Genomic DNA, 19,955 nt, shown 5'->3' with positions numbered 1-19,955 from the left:
CCCGTGGCGATCACGGACATAAAGACATTTTCCCATCTGAACGAAGCAGATATCGACGCCCTCTGCACGAAACTGGACGCGATTCGTCGAGACATCGAATTGTCACGAGGTGAACGCGATTCCAATTATATTCTGCGTGCGATCAGAGCACAGCGGATGCTGGAGTTGGGCGGGCGATTGACGTTGTTCGCGAGTCGACGGCGGCCGGCATGGCTGGTGGGCACGGCGATGCTGGCTCTCGCGAAGATCATCGAAATGATGGAACTCGGACACAATATAAGCCACGGTCAGTGGGATTGGATGAACGATCCGGAGATTCATTCCAAGTCATGGGAGTGGGATTTCGTCGGTCCGTCGGCGCATTGGAAGCGGTCGCACAACCACTTCCATCACACATACACCAATGTCGTCGGCATGGACGAGGATCTGAGCTTCGTCGTCATGCGAATGACTCGTGACGAACCGTGGCGTCCGGTTCACCTGTTTCAACCGGTGTCGAGCCTTGTTGTCGCGGCGCTTTTCGAGTGGGCAATCTCGGTGCACGACTGGGCGCTGGAACGCCGGTTCACGCATACATCGCGCCGACGGTTGTTATCGAAGCCGAACCGGGAGTTCGCACGAAAGATCGCCCGTCAACTCGGCAAAGACTTCATCTTCTATCCGGCACTGACAGGTCCAGCGTTCAAACAAACGCTCGGTGCCAATGCCAGCGCGCTGCTGCTGCGGAACCTATGGTCGTTCATCGTCATCATGTGCGGGCACTTCCCCGACGGTGCGGAGAAGTTCACTATCGAGGCGTTCGACAACGAAACCCGTGGTGAGTGGTATCTCCGGCAACTACTCGGCACCGCCAACTTTGAGGCGGGGCCGGTGCTGGCGTTCATGTCAGGAAATCTCAGCTATCAGATCGAGCATCATCTGTTTCCCGACCTGCCGAGTAACCGCTATGCCGAGATCGCGGTGCGGGTACGTGCGCTGTGTGACGAATACGACTTGCCCTACACCAGTGGTTCGCTGACCAACCAATTTTTGCAGGCATTGCGGACGGTCCACAAACTTGCGCTGCCCGATGGTTTGTTGCGTCGCACCGTTGACGACGCGCCCGAGACCAGATCCGAACTCGAATTCATGGGCGTATCGACCCAGTATGCGACATCTGATCGGCTTCCGGCCGGCCCGGTCACCGGCAAGCGCCGTGGCCTTCGCGGGCGACGTGGGACGCTGAAGTCCGATGTTGCTCAGATCCTACAGATTCTGCGGGAGCCCAAGGGCGACAAGTAGTTCAGGATCCACGAAACCCGGCTCGAGCGGCTGGCCGGGCCGGGCTTCGTGGTAGCAGCTCGTGTCAGAACTCCCAGTCTTCGTCTTCGGTGTTGACGGCCTTGCCGATGACGTAGCTGGAGCCGGAGCCGGAGAAGAAGTCGTGGTTCTCGTCGGCGTTCGGGGACAGGGCCGAGAGGATGGCTGGGTTGACGTCGGTTTCGTCCTTGGGGAACAGGCCCTCGTAGCCGAGGTTCATCAGGGCCTTGTTGGCGTTGTAGCGCAGGAACTTCTTGACGTCCTCGGTGAGACCGACCTCGTCGTAGAGGTCCTGGGTGTATTCCACCTCGTTGTCGTAGAGCTCGAACAGCAGCTCGAAGGTGTAGTTCTTGAGGTCGTCGCGTTCGGCCTGGCCGAGCAGTTCCAGACCCTTCTGGTACTTGTAGCCGATGTAGTAGCCGTGCACGGCCTCATCCCGGATGATCAGGCGGATCAGATCGGCGGTGTTGGTGAGCTTGGCCCGCGAGGACCAGTACATCGGCAGGTAGAAGCCGGAGTAGAACAGGAAGCTCTCCAGCAGGGTGGAGGCCACCTTGCGCTTGAGCGGATCGTCGCCGCGGTAGTACTCCAGCACGATCTCGGCCTTGCGCTGCAGGTTTCGGTTCTCCTCCGACCAGCGGAACGCGTCATCGATCTCGCGGGTGGAGCACAGCGTGGAGAAGATCGAGCTGTAGCTTTTGGCGTGCACCGACTCCATGAACGCGATATTGGTGAGCACCGCCTCCTCGTGCGGAGTCGCGGCGTCCGGAATGAGGCTTACCGCACCGACCGTGCCCTGGATGGTGTCCAGCAGCGTCAGGCCGGTGAAGACCCGCATCGTCAGTTGCTTCTCGTCGGCGGTGAGGGTGTTCCAGGACGGAATGTCATTGGACACCGGCACCTTCTCGGGCAGCCAGAAGTTGCCGGTCAGGCGATCCCAGACCTCGGCATCCTTCTCGTCGGGCACCCGATTCCAGTTGATGGCCGACACCCGATCGATCAGTTTCATCCTGCCTCCACACCCTTCCCGAGCACGCTGCCGTCACGGAATTGCTTCACCCAGAACACTACTCCTTGGGGATGACAGGTCCGTGCAGCACAACACCTTGTGTCGCAGCGGTGTCTTTTGTGATGGCGCAGATGCGCCGGTGACCACCGCGTGCGGCACCTATTGTGCGGCACGCAGCGCGAAATCCGTGCATCGATACCGGAGCCGTCATCGCGGTCGCCCGCGGTTTGCCGACCGGTCGGTCGCAGGCTCGTGGCGTGGTTCTGGTGTCGCTGCCCAGATTGCTGCGATTGCCGGGCGACCACCGATGGTGCGCCGGGCCCGGTCGGCCGCATCGAAGTGGGCGCAGCGTCACATTTTCACTCACGGATGTCGGGGCTCGGCAGTAACATCGGTCCGACCGAGTTGCGGCAACCGAGGGGGCCCGATGTCCGCACCGACCGATCCGGATATGTCCGGTCTGCTCGGCCGACTCGCGCGTGTACCGAGCGGCCGCCGGAGCAAATGGGTGGTGCTCGGCGTCTGGATCATCGCCCTGCTGGCACTGGGTACCTTCGCCGGAAAGCTCACCGGCGCACAGAAGAACGACAACGTCACCTGGCTGCCCGACAGCGCCGAATCCACCCAGGCCTTCAAGCTGGCCGAGAAATTCGGCAATAGCGACGATGTTCCTGTTGTGCTGGTCTACGAGCGCCGCGACGGAATCACGGCCGCCGATCGATTGGCCGTCGGGGCCGATGCCAATCGGTTCCGGCAGGTCGAGCATGTGGTGCCCGATAAGGTGCTCGGCCCGATTCAGTCCGGCGATGGTCAGGCGCTGGAAATTCTGGTGCCGATCTCGATGGGATCGGAGGGCTGGAACCGCCTGACGAATGTGGTCGCCGCGGTCGATGACGCGGCGGGGGAGCGCCCCGACGGATTGTCCTTTTATGCCACCGGGCCGGCCGGGTACGCGGCCGAATTCGGCGAGGTATTCAAGGAGATCGACGGTCTGCTGCTCTATTCGGCCGCTGCGGTCGTCATCGTCATCCTGCTGCTTACCTATGGTCCGATGCTGTGGGTTTTTCCGCTGCTCACCGTGGGATTCGCGCTGGTGATATCACAGGCCGCGGTATTCGGCGCGACCAAGGTCGGCCTGACCGTCAACGCGCAGAGCCAGGCCATTCTCACCGTCCTTGTCTTCGGTGCGGGCACCGACTATGCGCTACTGCTGGTCGCGCGCTATCGCGAGGAACTGCGCCGCCATCCCGACAAACATGATGCGATGGCGGTGGCACTGCACCGTGCCGGACCGGCGGTGCTGGCCAGCGGTTGCACCGTGATCGTGTCGATGTTGGCCCTGCTGCTGGCGGAAATGAACTCGACCAAGGGCATCGGTCCGGTCTGTGCCATCGGAATCACGGTGGCGCTGCTGGCGATGTTGACGTTGCTGCCCGCGCTGCTGGTGATCGTCGGCCGGTGGATCTTCTGGCCTCGGCATCCGAATTTCGGCACCGTCAACGAGACCGAATCCGGGCTCTGGGCGCGGGTCGGATTCGCCATTGCCCGGCGGCCGCGCACCGTCTGGGTCGGCACCGCCCTGGCACTGGGCGCATTCGCACTCGGCGCCAGCGGGCTGGAGGCCGAGGGCATCGCGAATAAGGACGCCTTCGTCGGCTCCTCCGCCGCGGTCACCGGAACCGAGGTGCTGGAACGGCATTTCGAGGCAGGTACCGGTCAGCCGGTAATGGTCGTCGCCTCCTCCGCGCGGATCGACGCGGTCGCCGCGGCTTTGGGATCGACATCCGGAATTACCGCGCCGTCACGACCGATCGTCAGGGATGACCTGGCCTATCTGGAGGGCACGCTCACCGATCCGCCGGACAGTCGTGCCGCCGAGGCCACCATCGACCGGGTGCGAGCAGCCGTGCGCACGGTGGATCCGCAGGCCAGGGTGGGCGGCCAGACCGCCGTCGTGCTGGACATCAAACGGGCTGTGGCACATGACAATCGGATTATCGCGCCGGTGGTGCTCGCCATTGTGATGGTGATCCTGATGGTGCTGCTGCGCGCGGTGACAGCGCCGATTCTGCTCACGGCGACCGTGGTGCTGTCCTATTTCGCCGCGCTCGGGCTGAGCCGCTGGATCTTCGATCTGGCCGGTTTCCGGGGCGCCGATGCCGGACTGCCGCTGTTGACCTTCGTCTTCCTGGTGGCGCTCGGCATCGACTACAACATCTTCCTGATGTCGCGGGTGCGAGAGGAGACGATCAAACATCGCACCAAGGCGGGCGCGCTCATCGGTCTGGCCGCAACGGGCGGGGTGATCACCTCGGCCGGATTGGTGCTGGCAGGCACATTCGCGGTATTCGCGACCATGCCGGTGGTGACCTTCGCCGAGATGGGCATTGTGATCGCCGTCGGCGTGCTGCTCGACACCGTGATCGTGCGTTCGATCCTGGTCACTGCCCTGACCCTGGATATCGGCGACCGGATCTGGTGGCCGAGTGCGCTGGCCCGGCCGCGTTCTGCGGCCGAACGCGAACCGGAGATCAGTCTCAGTAGGTGACCCGCGCCGCCGCGCTGCGGCGTTTCGGGTACGTCCGGGGTTACGTTGTGGCCGTCGGTTACCACGCGTTTCGCCAAGGAGGGTGTGTTATGACCAGTCCCGGCCCGACCAAGACCGGACCCGCGCTCAATGACATGACGATCTTCGCGGGCGTATTGATTCTGATCACCGGCCTGCTGCATCTGCTCGCCGCCATAGCGGCCATCGCCAAGCGCGACTTCTTCGTTTTGACCGAGGATCAGGTTTTCCAAGTGAATGTCTCGGCCTGGGGGTGGGTCCACCTGGTGATCGCGGTGCTGATCATTATCGCGGGTATCGGCATTGTGACCGGGCAGACCTGGGGTTATCTCGCGGGCATCGTGATGGCCTCGGTCAGTCTCCTGGACAACTTCCTGTTCGCGCCGATGTACCCGTTCTGGTCGTTGGTAATGATCGCGCTCGATGTGCTGATCATCTGGGCGCTGGCGCGGCAAGTCGGCGCCGACAGCACAGTCATCCGATAGGTTTCGCGTGAGCGGCCCCCGATCCGTCGAGTGCGGGTCGGGGGCCGAGTTGTTCGCCTATCTGGTGCGCGGCGGTGGTCCGCCCTGACCGCCGGGGCCGCCTTGTCCACCGGGACCGCCCTGTCCCGGTGGCGTGCCCCCGCTGCCGGACTGGGTGTTCTGCGATTTCTCGGCCACGCCAACGGTGATCGAAACGGTCATACCCGAACTCGGCGTGACCGTGGCCATTTCGGCATCCCAGCCGTCACCGAAGACATTGTCCGAGGCGAGTGAGATCTGGGAGAGGTTGCTGATGCTCTGTGAATATCCGGAGTCGGCGGTGAAGACGGTGCTGCACACGTCCTGCGGCAGTGCGATCTGTGAGGTGAGCCGGGCGTCATCGCCCGCGACGGCGGCACCGAGCGAGTCGTAGACCTCGAAGTGGATATGAGGCCAGCGACCGGAGTAGCAAGCGGGGAAGATCGAGGTGAAGCTCACTTCGCCGTTGGCATCCGCGATCTGCACGCCACGCAAATAGTTCTGGTCGGTAATGCTCTTGCCGTAGAGCGAATATTCACCGGAACGGTCGCAATGCCAGACGTAGACGGCCATGCCCGCGCCGGCAGCGCCGCTCTTGGTCAAGTCCTGCAACTTCAACTTCAGGGTCATCGGAACACCCTGTGCGACACCGGAATACGCGCCGAAGCTGGTGGTGATATCGGATCGGACGACGCCGGATTGGATCAGCACATTGGGTCCGTTGGAGCCGTCGCCCGGATATGGGCCCGCGGTCTCCTGCGGTGCGGCGGTAACCGTGCCAGTGCTGCTGCTGGTGGTCGTGGTGGTTGCGGAGGTAGCGATGGTAGTCGTCGCCGACGCGCAGCCTGTCGTCACGGTCGCCGCCCCGGCCGCGCCGAAGAAGAACAGGGCGCGGCGACGCGACATCACCTTCAAGTCGTGGGCGAGGCCGAGATCGTGTTCGTCGACCTCGCCGGCGCCGTCGTGCCGGGGATGTGCGCTCACTGCATTGTCCTTCCGTTGTGGAGATTGCGCTGTCCACGGTGACGTTATGAACGGGTGCTATGGGTGGTATTGGGCCCGGCTGTGCGTGCGCTGTGAGTGATGCCGCCGCCTACGTTCCGCAGATCGCGTGGGAGTCGAATGACGCCAGGCGGTCATAGCAAACGGCACGAGGCGCCGTCCGAATTCCGCGGTCGATAATTCGGTCGATTCGAATTCGGCATTCAGTCGGTGCCGGCAGCTGTCAAATGCTCGTCGAGCACACGCGCGATGATCGCGAGCGCGTGCGGCGAGGTTAGTTCATTGTGGGTGACGTCTATCTCGTGGTTGAGGACGCGGCCGGTGGTATATGGACGCCAGCCGTCCGGGCCGACGAGATCGGAGGTATCGACAGTGGCGCTGAAATAGAGCAGGTCGCCGTCAAAGATCGGACGGCGATATCCGGTGCGGGTGCGCGCGGACGCGTTGTAGGAATTGGCCATTCGCTCGATGAGCTCGGCATCGATGACCTCCATGCCGAGCCGGGCTTTGATGAGGTCGGCCGCCTCCTGTGCGCTCGCTTCGGCGGGCACGTCCTCGATGCCGAAGATCGAGCCGAAGGTATTGACGAACGCGCCCGCCGAGAGCCGTTCGATAGTGTCGCTATCGATATCGGCGTGGTCGCTGTCCAAGAGCGCGACAACGCCAACAGTTTCGCCCGCCGCCTGCAGTTTCGCCGCCATCGCATGCGCGATGAGACCGCCGAAGGACCACCCGAGCAGGTGGTATGGCCCGTTCGGCTGGACGGCTCGGATTTCGCGAATGTACCGGTCGGCGGCCTCCTCGATGGAGCGCGCCGACGGTTCGCCACCGAGATCCGGCGCTTGCAGACCGTAGATCGGGCGGCCGGGCCGGAGCCGTTCCGCGAATCCCAGATAGCTCCACGACATTCCGGACGAGGAGTGGATGCAGAACAGTGCGGGTTCGGTGCCGCCGAGTCGGATCGGCAGGAGTACGTCGAGGCCGAGTCCGGTTGGCGTGGTGGCGGTTTTGCGTGCGGCCGCCTGCGCCGCCAGGGCCGCCTTTTCGTCCGCGGCGGCCTGCTGCGCCGCAGGAGTCTGCGCGAAATCGGCTGCCGCACTGAGCACATCGGACCACACGGTCGCCAACTCGGCGACCTCGGCGCGGTTCAGCAGTGTTTCGGGGAAGCGGATATTCGCATGCAACCGATCATCGATGACGAACGCGGTCACATCGATCGCGACCGTGACCGGGACACCGGGGTGCTCGTCGGCGCGCAGCTCACCGAATTCGTCGGTGGGCGACCAGCCGAGCCCCTCGAGCCCGGCCGGAATGTCGTCGGCCGAGCGCCGATCCAGGAATTCGAAGCCGATCTGGCCGGGCGGCCGGGATGGAAGTTGTTCTGCTACAGCATCATTGAGGTAGCGCAGCGCGCCGAAGCCGATGCCATGGTCCGGCACACCGAGCAACTGATGTTTGATCGCGCGCAGTGCCGCACCCATGGCGAGGCCACCTGCGCAGGCGTCATCGATATCGATCTCGGTCAGATCCAGCCGAACCGGATAGATAGGGGTGATCCAGCCGAGAGTCCGACTCAGGTCAGCGCCCGGAATCGCCTGTCCCGGTCTGTCATCGGCTCTCAGGCGCAGCAGAGCCGTCGGTTCGTCGACCTGGTGGCGCGCCCGCCAGCGATTCAGCGCCAGGGCCAGGGTGGCGAGCAAGGTATCGGTGCCGGTGCCGTGCAGTAGCCCGGGCAGGGTGGTGAGCAGCGCGTCGGTTACCTCCTCGGAAACCTCGAGTCCGACCGTGCGCAGGGTGTGCGTCTGATCGATCGCCGGATCGAGTTGGCGGGAGCCGACCAGCGGATCGGGACCGCTGAGCACGTGGCGCCAATAGTCGAGTTCAGCGATACGACGGTCGGCATGCGCGTCCTCGACCAGCGCGTGCGACCACCGGCGCATCGACGTACCGGTCTCGGCTAGCACGGGTGTATTCCCCACCGACACCTGTGCCCATGCGGCGATCGAGTCCTGCACCAGAATTCGCAACGATGGGCTGTCGATGGCGATCATGTGCACCACCACAAGCAATCGGCCCGATCTCGTCCTGGCTCCGGCGTCGCCGACCGGGTCGAGCCAGACGCATTGCAGCACAATGCCCTTCGCTGGACTGAGTCGGCCCGCCGCGGCATCCAATTCGGATACGGCGTATTCGCGCAGATCGAGCGGGTCGGCGGCGGCATCGAATTCGATGCGGTGCACCAGCGCGTCGACATCGACGGATCCGGGCTCGTCGACCCGTAGCCGCCAGCCGTCCTCGGCCTGCCACAGCCGCGAGCGCAGCATGTCGTGCCGGTCGACCACGGCGGTGAGCGTGGTGACCAGTTGGCCGCGTTCGATGCCGACCGGAAGTTCCAGCACCGCGGCCCGCGCGCAGCGATCGAAGTTACCGCCGCGCTCCACCAGGGCGCGCACATTCGGGGTGAGCGGGAGTTCACCGATACCACCGCCGGGCAGTTCGTCCAGCGGCACGACCGCGACGGCGGCGGCGAGCGCGGCTACGGTGCGATGTTCGAAAAGCTGCAGCGGTGTGCACTGGATGCCGCGCAGCTTCGCGCGGGATACCAGCTGGATCGCGAGAATGCTGTCGCCGCCGAGCGCGAAGAACGAATCATCGGCGCCGACCTTGTCACGGTCGAGAAGTTCGGCGTAGATCTGTGCCAGGATCTGCTCGGTCGCGGTCGAGGGGGCGCGGTATTCGGTCTCCTCGACGACGAATTCGGGTTCCGGCAGGGCCTTTCGGTCGAGTTTGCCGACGGCGTTGAGCGGGATGGCATCCAGGACGACGAAGGCGGCGGGCACCATATACGCGGGCAGTGCATCGGCGGCGACCGCGCGTACCTGCGCGATGTCGAGTTCGACACCGGGCTTGCGCACGAGATATGTCGCCAGCGCCGTCGATCCGGTGGGGCCGGGAACGCCGAGCGTCACGGCGAAATCAACCCCGTCCGCGCGGCCGAGCACCGCATCGATCTCACCCAGTTCGATGCGCTGGCCGCGCACCTTGACCTGGAAGTCGGTGCGGCCGATGTACTCGAGTTCGAGGGAGTGCCCTGCGGCGCGGGTCCAGCGCACCAGGTCGCCGGTGCGGTACATGAGTTCGCCGGGTTCGCTGAAGGGGTTGGCGATGAACCGTGATGCGGTCAGGCTCGGCCGGGCGTGATAGCAGCGGGCCAGTGCGGGGCCGGCGAGGTACAACTCGCCCGCGACGCCGATGGGCGCCGGGTGCAGCCGATCGTCGAGGACCAATGCGGCGGCACCGCGGATGGGCGCACCGATGGTAACGGGTGCATCCGCGACCAGGGGTGCCGAACCCGTTGCCCAGATGGTGAATTCGGTCGGACCGTACAGGTTCACCATGGTCCGGTCGGTGCACCAGCGCTCGACGAGTTCGGCACCGATTGCCTCGCCCGCCACCGCGAGCACCCGCACGCTCGAAACCTCGGTGGGATCGATCGTGGCCAAGGCCGATGGCGTGATCACCATATGCGTCACGTATTCGGCGGCGATCAGTTCGGCGAGTGCGCTGCCGCCGAAGACCTCCGGCGGGGCGACCACCGACGCGCCGCCGGATCCGAATGCCATCAGCGCCTCGAACACCGATGCGTCGAAACTCGGTGAGGCCACTTGCAATACCCGGGAGTTGGCGTCGACACCGAGCGATTCTCGTTGTGCGACAATGAGATCGGCGATACCGCGATGCGGGACCGAGACGCCCTTCGGTGTTCCGGTCGACCCGGAGGTGTAGATCATCCAGGCCGGATTGTCGGGATGGATCGAATACGGTGACAGGGCAGCATCACTCGCCGCCCGCCAGCGTGCGCTGAATGCGATGTCGTCGAGGACGAGCCATTCGGTGCTGTCGGGCAGTAGTGGCCGATAGGCGGCGCGGGTGAGCCCGATCCGCGCACCGGAATCGGTGAGCATGTGATCGATGCGGTCCACCGGATGTTTCGGATCGACCGGCAGGAAGGCCGCGCCGACTTTCGCGGCGGCCCACATGCCGGTGAGCAGTTCGGCGGAGCGCGGGAGACCGAGCGCCACTACGGTTTCCGGTCCGATATCCGCTTCGAGGAGCAGCCGGGCCAGCTGATTCGACTGGGCGTCGAGCTCTCGGTAGGTCGTCGTGTGACCATCAGCGACCACGGCCGGGTGGTCCGGGTACGACGTGGCGGATGCGGCGAGTGCCTCGGCCAGTGTCGTGGTGCCCGCGGTCCGCGGGCCACGTACCGGAACCAGCTGTGTGCGTTCGGATTCGCCGAGGATATCGATATCGGCCAGACGTACATCGATATCGGAGACGACCGTGGCGAGTACGCGACGCCACCGCGCGGCGAAGGTCGCGATCGTGCTCGGATCGAAAAGATCTCTCGCATAGGTCATTACGCCCTCGACACCGTCCGGGCCAGCGGCGCCGAAACGTTCGCGCAAATCGAGGGTCAGGTCGAATTGTGAAGCAGCCCGATCGAAATCCTCTACCTCGAATCGCAACCCTGGCAGTTCCAGGACCGGTTCGACGAAGTTCTGCAGTGACAGCGACACCTGGAATACCGGGTGGTGTGCGGTCGATCGGGTTGGGTTCAGTACCTGGACGAGTCGCTCGAAGGGCACATCGGTATTGCTGAACGCATCCAGATCGGCGGCTCGCACGGTGGCGAGGAACTGGCGGAATCCGGTCCCCGGATCGACCGGCGTGCGCAGCGCGAGCGTATTGACGAACATGCCGACGAGTTGGTCGAGTGCCTCCGCGCCACGACCGGCGACCGGTGTTCCGATCACCACGTCGTCGGTGCCGCCGAGCCGCGCGAGCAGAACCGCGAGTGCGGCGTGCACGACCATGAATACGCTGACATTGTTCGCTGCCGCGAATTCGACAATGGCACGGTGCAATGGCGCGTCGAGGGTGAAATCGACGTCGGCGCTGCGCATGGATTGCACGGCGGGGCGCGGGCGGTCCGCGGGCAGCTCCAGCAGATCCGGCGCACCGGCGAGGGTGTCAATCCAGAACCGGATCTGGCGGGCCGCCAGCGATTCCGGATCCGACTCGCTGCCGAGCAGTTCCCGATGCCAGAGGGCGAAGTCGGCGTATTGCACCGTGAGCGGCCCTCTGTGGGTCTCGGCCCCGCTGGCCCGCTCGGAGTAGGCGGCGACCAGATCGGCCGCCAGCGGCGCCATCGATGCGCCATCGGCGCTGATGTGATGTACGACGAGCACAACGACGTGCACATCGGCCGATCCGTCACCGACGGAATCCGATACCGCGGTCTCCGTCGCGGTGTAGCTCGAAGACACCGGAGCCAGGCCTGCGGAGGCACCCGATGACACCGGCGGGACGCCAGCGGACGGGCTCGAGCTGACCGGCGCGACGGTGGCGGATTGCTCCGCCGCCCCCGGCGCGTCGCTGGCGGAATAACTCGATACGGCAGCGACCGGATCCACGATCCGGAACAGCCCCACCCGCACCGGCGGCTCGATGGCGAGATCGAATCCGGTACCGGCGAGCTCATTGATGCGCGCACGCAGCGGGGCGCCGTCTTCGGTATCGAGCACCGGCATGGGCGGCGCGGCCACCTGCACGCTGACGACCACCTGACGTGGTCCCTCTGCGTCGACGGGATACAGCGTGCGCAAACTCTCGTGCCTGCCGATCACATCGGCCATGGCCCGGCGCATCGCGTCGGTATCCAGGTGGCCGGTGAGCCGCAGCGCGACCGCGATGTTGTACGCCGACGAGGTGGGATCGAGACGATTGAGCACCCACATGCGTTGCTGAGCCGGGGACAAGGGAACTCGGTCCGGCCTGATCCGCGGGGCGAGAACGAACCGGCCCGGTTTGCCGTCGGTCGCCGGGATCACCCGCGCGGACAGTTGCGCGACGGTCGGCGCGTCGAACAGATCGCGCAGCGCGATGGTCGAGCCGAGGGTCGAATTGATCCGTGAGACGACCTTGGTGGCGCTGAGGGAGTTGCCGCCGAGTTCGAAGAACGAGTGGTCGACGCTCACCTGTTCAGTGCCGAGTACATCGCCGAATACCTGGGCGACGGCCTGTTCGACGGGTGTGCGCGGGGCCAGATACGGCCGTTGCGTTACCGAGAAGTCAGGCATCGGAAGGGCTTTGCGATCCAGCTTGCCGACCGGGGTGAGCGGGATCTCGTCGAGCACCACGACGTGGCTGGGCACCATATAGCCGGGCAGTTCGGCCGCGACTCGGTCACGCAGCCGCTCGGGGTCCAATTCGGTGCCCGCCGTGGGCAGCACATAGGAGACCAGTACGGTCGCCCCCGCCGGTCCCGGCTGGCCGATGGTCACCGCGTATTCGACCTGTTCGTCACGGGAGAGCACGGCATCGATCTCGCCGAGTTCGATGCGCAACCCGCGGATCTTGACCTGGAAGTCGCTGCGGCCCAAGTACTCCAGTTCCAGCGCGTCGTCGGATCCGATGACCCATCGGACCATATCGCCGGTTCGATACATCCTTTCTCCGGCCGCGCCATACGGATTCGCGATGAAGCGCGCCGCGGTCATTCCGAATCGATTGAAGTAACCACGGGCCAGCGCGGGACCGGCCAGGTACAGCTCACCCACGATGCCAATGGGTACCGGTCGCAGCCAGGTATCGAGCACCAGATTGGACGCGCCGCGGATCGGGCCGCCGATGGTGATCGGCTTCCCCGGCAGCAGCTCGGCGGGGTTGGTCGCACAGACGCTGAATTCGGTGGGGCCGTAGAGATTCACCATCCGCCGCCCGACCGCCCAACGGTCGATCAGTTCGGGTGCGCCGGCCTCGCCCCCGATCCCGAGCACCTGTAGGTCGGGCAGATCATTCGGTTCCATGGTGGACAGCGCCGACGGCGTGACCGCGGCATGGGTGACCCGTTCGGTGCGCAGCAGATGTTCGAGATCGCTGCCGCCGTAGACATCCGGTGGCGCTACCACCAAGCGGCCACCCGTCGAATGCGCCATCAGCAGCTCCATGACCGATGCGTCGAAACTCGGCGAAGCGACCTGGAGCGAACTGGTAGAGGGACCGAGTTCGAGGGCCTCTTGTTGTGCGGTGGCCATATTCGCCAGGCCACGATGGCTGACCAGGACTGCCTTGGGCTTACCAGTGGAGCCCGAGGTGTAGATCAGGTAGGCGGTCTGGTCGATATTGATAGGGCCGCCGCGCTCTTCGTCGGTGATGGGTGCGTCGGAGACGAGCATGACTCGTCGAATCGTGTTCAGGTCGTCGAGCAGCAGCCAGTCGATGGTGCCGGGCAGTGTCTCACCGGTCGCCGTGACGGTCACTCCGATCGGGGCCTTCGAATCGGTGAGCATGTGCTCGATCCGCTCCACCGGATAGCTCGGATCCAGCGGTAGGAAGGCCGCTCCGGACTTGGCGAGCGCCCAGACGGCCACCACGGATTCCAGTGATCGGGTGAGTGCGAGTATGACGAAGATCTCCCGGCCGACACCGCGGCCGAGCAGTACCCGGGCGAAGCGGTTGGACCAGGCGTCGAGTTCGCCATAGCTCATGGTGAGATCGCCCGCGGTGATCGCGATGGCATCGGGATCGACGCGCGCACCCGCCGACAGGATATCCGGAAGTGTCTGCGGCGGAACCGATTCCGCGCCGCGCACCGGCAGCAGGGTGGCCAGTTCGGCGTCGTCGCAGTATCGCAGTTGGGAGACGAGGGCATTCGGGCTGTCGGCGAGTTGGGTCAGTAGCCGGATGAAGCGGTCCAACAGTGGTCGTGCCGCGGTGATATCGAGCTGGTCGGCCATGAATTTCAGGCTGATGCGCAGCGTGTCGTGCCCGTCTTCGCCGTGCACCGGAATGACCATGAGGCCCAACGGGTAGGGCGTCGCGTCGGTGCCCTCGATATCGAGCACCCGCATACCCGCGATATCGAGCGCCTGCGACAGCGCCTCCCGGTCGATCGGATACGACTCGAATACGGTCAGCGTGTCGAAGAGTTCGGCGAGGCCGACGGCACGGTGGATAGCGGCCAGCCCCACATGCTGGTGGTCCAGCAGGCGCGCCTGCTCGGCCTGGATGCGGGTCAGTAGGTCGGCGACCTTCTCCGCGGGATCGAGTTGGACCCGTACCGGCAGCGTATTGATGAACAGCCCGACCATCTCTTCGACACCGGGCAGCTCTGGTGGCCTACCGGATACGGTGCCGCCGAACACCACATCCGTGCGTCCGGTCATCATGGCGAGCAGCATTGCCCATGCGGACTGCACCATCGTATTCACCGTCGCGCCGGATTCGCGTGCGGTGGTCTCGAGCCGCTCGACCGTGGCGCGGGTCAGGTCGCGAGAGATCATTCCGGTCTCGGTCGATTCGATCCCGGCCAGTGTCGGGACCGCGCGCGTCGGCGTATCCACGCCGGCCAGCGCTTGCGTCCAGGCCGCGAGCGAGGCCTCGTTGTCCTGCTCATCGAGCCACGTCAGGAACTCCCGGTAGGAGTGCGCGGGCGGCAGTGTGGAGGTGTCGCCCGTCATGACGTAGAGCGTCAGCAGCTCGCGCACCAGCAGCGGCGTCGACCAGCCATCCAACAGCAGATGATGATTGGTCATGACCAGCCGATAGATATCGGCCCCGGTGCGGATGAGGGTGAAGCGGATCAGGGGTGGGCGGTCGAGTTCGAATCGGGTGCGGGCATCGACGGCGATGAGGCGGTCGACTTCGCGGTCACGTTCCTCGGCGTCGGTGATATCGGTGAGATCGATATCGTGCCAGCGGATTTCGGCATCGGCGAGCACGAGCTGGCGCGGACCGTCGTCGGTTTCGGTGAAGGCGACGCGCAGGTTCTCGTGCCGTTCCAGCAGGGCCTGCGCCGCATCGCGCAAGCGGGCGGAATCCACGGTGCCCGCCAGGGTGAGCATGGATTGGACCGTGTAGTCGTCGGCGGTATCGGTGTCGTAGAGCGCGTGGAAGAGCAGACCGTACTGCAGCGGCGAAAGTGGCCAGACGTCGACGAGATTCGGGTAGGTGCGCTCCCAGCTCTCGATCTGCTGTTGCCGCACCGGGGCCAATTCGAAGTCGGACGGGGTGCGTCCGCCCGCGTCCGGCGAGTCGGCGTGCACCGCGAGCGCACGCAGCGCCTGCGACCACAGCTCGGCGAGTCGACCGACATCCGCCTCGTCGAGCAGCCGCGAGGCGTAGGCCCAGGTGACCTCCAGACCGGCATCGGTGAACACCGCATTGATATCGACGACCGCGGCCAGTGGCGCCGATTCGTTGTGCGTCGCCGCGAAACGCTGTGGCAGCCACGCTCCCGCGTGCCCGCCGGTGAGCGCACGGCCGAGATAGTTGAAGCTGAGCTGCGGGATCGGCGCGTCCGCGAGCGCGGCAGCGGACTCCGGATGCTGATAGCGCAGCATGCCGTAGCCGATGCCCTTATCCGGTACCGCGCGCAGCTGTTCCTTGACCGCCTTGATCGCGGTGCCCGCCGCGCTGCCACCGGCGAACGCGTCGTCGAGATCGATACCGGTCACATCGATGGCCACCGGGTAGATGTTGGTGAACCAGCCGACCGTGCGGGCGATATCGGCGCCGAGCAGCAGCGTCTCGGATCGGCCGTGGCCTTCCAGGGTGAGCAGCGCGGTAGTGCGATCGCGCCAGCGGCTCACCGCGAGGGCGAGTCCGGCGAGCAGCACATCGTCCGCACCGCAATGGAATTGGTCGGGCAACGTGGCCACCACGGTGTTCGCGATATCCGGGTCGACGATGGTCCGGCACTGGCCCATGGTGGCCACGACGTCGACCGCGGGATCCAGTGCCGCCGAGCCGATGGCCGGATCCGGGGTAGCCAGCATCTCTTGCCACAGTGGTAGTTCGGCCGCCCGCTCGGGCGCCTGTTCGGCTTGACCGTATGCCCACCGTCGGAAGGAGGTGCCGACGGGCGCGAGCGCGCCGCCCGCCGCCGCGATCGCCAGGTCCGGCAGCAGGATTCGCCAGGAGACACCGTCGGTCACCAGATGGTGCAGCACCAGCCAGCACAGTGGATCGGCGCCCGCCCGCTCGATCAGCACGAAGCGCGCGACGATACCCGCCTCGGGGTCGAGCAGATCCGCCGCGTGTTGTAACTCGCGTTCGTAGCTGTCGTCGGACTCCGCGTCGGCCGCGACTACCTCGATCAAGTCATCGGCGGTTATCGAATCACGCTCGGTGACAATCCATTCCCAGCCTTGTTCGGTGTGCCGCAGTGAAGAGCGAAGCACATCGTGATGGTCGATGAGAGCTTGGACCGCCGCGCTGAGCTGGTCGCGACCGAAACCCTCGGGTAGACCGATCAAGACGGCCTGACCGAAGCGGCTCCAGGTCGGTCCCTGCTCCACCATGGCGTGCACGATCGGCGTGAGCTCCACGGTGCCGACCCCGCCGCCGGGCAGTTCGGTGATCGTCTGCGCGCGCACATCGGTCGCGATCGCGGCCAGCGCGGCAACGGTCTTGCGCTCGAACACATCTCGTGCGCTGAAGCCGATCCCAGCCGCCTTCGCGCGCGATACCAACTGGATGGAGACGATACTGTCGCCGCCGAGTGCGAAGAAGCTCTCGTCGACACCGACCGTCTCCAGTCCGAGGACATCAGCGAACAAATCCGCCAGTGCGGCTTCGCGCGGCGTCGAGGGCGCCCGGCTCGCAACCGCTCGGACGCTGAAATCGGGTGCGGGCAGGGCCCTGCGGTCCACCTTGCCGAGCGGTGTCAACGGAATGCTGTCGAGCACCATGATGACCGAGGGGACCATATAGGCCGGAAGCGTCTCACCGGCAGCGGCTTTCAGCGCCTCGGGGTGAATCTCGGTGCCTGGCTTGCCGAGCACGTATGCCACCAGCGCGGTCGCTCCGGCGGGAGTCTCGGCACCGATGGTGAGTGCGAAGTCGACATCGGGCTGCCGTTGCAGCGCGGCATCGATCTCGCCGAGTTCGATGCGGAACCCGCGCACCTTGACCTGGAAGTCGCTGCGGCCCTGGTACTCCAGTTCGTCGTGCTCGGTCCACCGCACGAGATCGCCGGTGCGGTACATCCGCTCACCCGGCGCGTACGGGTTGGCGACGAAACGGCTGGCGGTCAGCCCATTGCGCTGGTGGTAGCCGCGCGCAACGCCCGCACCGGCCAGATACAGCTCACCGACCGCGCCGCGCGCCACCGGTCGCAACCACGGGTCGAGCACGACAGCGGTGACACCGAGAACGATGCTGCCGATGGTGACCGGCGCGCCGGGGCACAATGGTCCGCTCAAGGTCACGGTTACGGTGGTTTCGGTGGGCCCGTAGCCGTTCAACAGCGTCCGCCCGGCCCAGGTGGTCACCAGCTCCGGCGGACACGCGTCACCACCAACGACGATCGTGTGCAGATCCGGCAGCGTCGCCGGGTCCAGCGAGCCCACCACCGTCGGGGTGACATTGAGATGGGTGACCCGGTGCGCGCGCAGGACCTCGGCCATTTCCTCGCCCGCGTACGCCGACGGCGGCACTACCGCGAGCGTCGCACCCGCGGCGAGGGTAACCAGGATCTCCTCGACGGAAATATCGAAACTCGGCGAAACCGCGTGTGCCACTACCGAATCGGCGCCGACACCGAATCCGGCGCCGGAACCGGTGACCAAATTCGCCAGGCCGCGATGCGACACCAGCACACCCTTGGGCAGTCCCGTCGATCCGGAGGTGTAGATGATGTAGGCGATCTGATCCAGGTGTACCGGCGCGCGGCGGTCGGCATCGGTGATCGCCGCCGAATCCCGTGCTTCCACTGTTTCGGCCGTCGCTTCATCGTCCAGCGGCAGCCAATGCACGCGGTCCGGCAGGGACTTTCGCGCCGCATGCACGGTCAGGCCCGCGACGACACCGCTGTCGCCGACCATATGCTCGATCCGGTCGGCGGGATAGGTCGGGTCGATGGGCACGAATGCCGCACCGGATTTCGCCACCGCGAGCGTGGCGAGGACGGACTCGGCCGAGCGCGGAATCGAAATCGCAACGGTGCGTTCGGGTCCGGCGCCCGCCGCGATCAGGACGCGGGCCAGGCGGTTGGTGTACTCGTCGACCTGACGGTAGGTCATGCTGGTATCGCCGCTGCGCAGCGCCACAGCCTCCGGGTCGAGTGCGGCACCGGCGGCGATGATTTCGGGGAGGGTGCGCGGTGCGACGGCTTCGGGTCCGCGCGCGGGCACCAGCTGATCCTGCTCGTCCGGGGAAACGACTTGGACGGTACACAGCGGCGCATCCGGTCCGGCGGCCAGGAACGCCTGCAGGAACATCGAGAAGCGGGCATGGTGTGCCGCCAATTCATCGGTGCTGTACAGGTTCCCGTTGCCCTGCAGATCGATGTGGGTGCTCTCGCCGCCGACGCCTGGATACAGGTTGAAAAACACGTCATCGATCAACCCAGATGTCAGCACGTGCAGTCGTCCGGTGACCGAGCCGAGCTGAATCCTGGTGTCTACCATCATCAGATTCACGGCCGGGCCGAACGACGACGCCTCGTCCATCGACCAGCCGAGATCACGGACGATGTCCTCCTGCCGATAACGCTGCCTGCGCAGCGCCCCGGTCAGCTCACTCTGCGCTGCCCGGATCACATCACCGACCGTGGTGGTCGGTGCCAACCTCAGGCGCATCGGAACGACATTGGCGATCATGCCGCCGGAGCGGCGCAGCGCCGCCGTGGTGCGTCCCGAAACCGGGAGACTCAGTACTACTTCGGGCGCGCCGGTCATCGCGGCGAGATAGGCGCCGAAGGCGGCGACGATCGTCGGCGCTGTGTTCGAGCCCGCCGCCTTCGCCACGATATCGAGCAATTCGGCCGTCGCGGCGGGCAGTGCGCCCGAGACCCGGCTCGGCGGCGCGTCGACATCGGCCTCGCGACCCGCGAGATTGACCGGGTCGGCCATCCCCGCCAGATGCTCGCGCCAGTACTCGCGGTCCGCCTCGAATCGGTCCGAGTCGCGGTAGGCCAGATCGGCCTCGACGATCTTCTGCAGTGGTTCGGCCTTGGCGGGCGGCGCCTCGCGGCCCTCGATGGCGGCATTGTAGATCTCGCCGGTGCGCTGTACCAGTGCGAGCGCACCCATTCCGTCGAGCACGATGTGGTGCATGCGCGAGTACCAGAACCAGCGATCGTCGGCGACCCGCAGCATGGCCATCGCGACCAGTCGATCGCGCATGAGATCCAGTGGTGCGGCGTACTCCGCGCGCATCCAGGCATGTGCCGCCGCCTCGGGATCGGGCTCGTCCCGCAGATCGATGACGACGGGCTCGTCTTGCAAGGTCGCGTCGACGTACTGATACGGCTGACCCTCGACTTCGAGCAGCCGGATATATCCGGTACCGAATTCCCGTCCGGTCCGGCGCGCGGCCTCCGCCAGCGCGTCGAGGTCGAGTTCGCCGACCAATTCGACGTACTGTGCGATTGAAATGGGCGTATCACCCGCTATGTGCTGGGCGAACCAGATGCCGCGCTGGGCTGCCGACAGCGGAAACGCGCTGTTGGGCGGTGCGGTGCCTATTTTTCCGTTCGAGGACGATGGCTGTTGCATAGAAGCACACC

6 protein-coding genes are annotated in these 19,955 nt (G+C 65.5%); 3 read left to right on the top strand and 3 right to left on the bottom strand.

Annotated features, from left to right (window positions below; genetic code table 11):
- The first annotated feature begins 3 nt into the window (after positions 1-3).
- A complete protein-coding gene (locus tag ACQP2U_RS32520) occupies positions 4-1,281 on the top strand; it encodes a fatty acid desaturase family protein (protein WP_433716649.1) in 1,278 nt (425 codons plus the stop codon).
- Between the two features lie 64 nt (positions 1,282-1,345).
- Here ACQP2U_RS32520 and nrdF read toward each other — a convergent pair whose 3' ends face one another.
- Positions 1,346-2,308: a class 1b ribonucleoside-diphosphate reductase subunit beta gene (gene nrdF / locus ACQP2U_RS32515; RefSeq protein ID WP_387289513.1), complete on the bottom strand. Its 963-nt coding sequence runs from the start codon at positions 2,306-2,308 to the stop codon at positions 1,346-1,348.
- 427 nt (positions 2,309-2,735) lie between these two features.
- Between nrdF and ACQP2U_RS32510 the strand changes: the two genes are divergently transcribed.
- Positions 2,736-4,856 (top strand): MMPL family transporter, encoded by a 2,121-nt coding sequence (locus ACQP2U_RS32510; protein ID WP_433710953.1) that lies wholly within the window; start codon positions 2,736-2,738, stop codon positions 4,854-4,856.
- Positions 4,857-4,945: 89 nt separating this feature from the next.
- Positions 4,946-5,359 carry a DUF7144 family membrane protein gene (locus ACQP2U_RS32505; RefSeq protein ID WP_433710952.1) on the top strand — a complete coding sequence of 138 codons (414 nt, stop codon included), beginning with the start codon at positions 4,946-4,948 and terminating at the stop codon, positions 5,357-5,359.
- A gap of 57 nt (positions 5,360-5,416) precedes the next feature.
- On the opposite strand, the gene ACQP2U_RS32500 is transcribed toward ACQP2U_RS32505, so the two are convergent.
- Entirely contained in the window at positions 5,417-6,361 is a 945-nt protein-coding gene (locus ACQP2U_RS32500) for a dioxygenase (protein WP_433710950.1), read from the bottom strand.
- A gap of 221 nt (positions 6,362-6,582) precedes the next feature.
- On the bottom strand, positions 6,583-19,944 hold the full coding sequence (locus tag ACQP2U_RS32495; RefSeq protein ID WP_433710949.1) for an amino acid adenylation domain-containing protein: 13,362 nt from the start codon (positions 19,942-19,944) through the stop codon (positions 6,583-6,585).
- Positions 19,945-19,955 lie beyond the last annotated feature (11 nt).

The organism is Nocardia sp. CA-084685 (genome assembly GCF_050955785.1).
Taxonomy (GTDB): Bacteria; Actinomycetota; Actinomycetes; order Mycobacteriales; family Mycobacteriaceae; genus Nocardia.
This window is presented reverse-complemented; position numbering and strand designations above follow the sequence as displayed.

What these genes read in the sequence shown, in the direction of transcription:
- ACQP2U_RS32495 (WP_433710949.1), bottom strand. Translation starts at nt 19,944, where the DNA reads ATGCAACAGCCATCGTCCTCGAACGGAAAAATAGGCACCGCACCGCCC.
- ACQP2U_RS32510 (WP_433710953.1), top strand. Translation starts at nt 2,736, where the DNA reads ATGTCCGCACCGACCGATCCGGATATGTCCGGTCTGCTCGGCCGACTC.
- ACQP2U_RS32505 (WP_433710952.1), top strand. Translation starts at nt 4,946, where the DNA reads ATGACCAGTCCCGGCCCGACCAAGACCGGACCCGCGCTCAATGACATG.
- nrdF (WP_387289513.1), bottom strand. Translation starts at nt 2,308, where the DNA reads ATGAAACTGATCGATCGGGTGTCGGCCATCAACTGGAATCGGGTGCCC.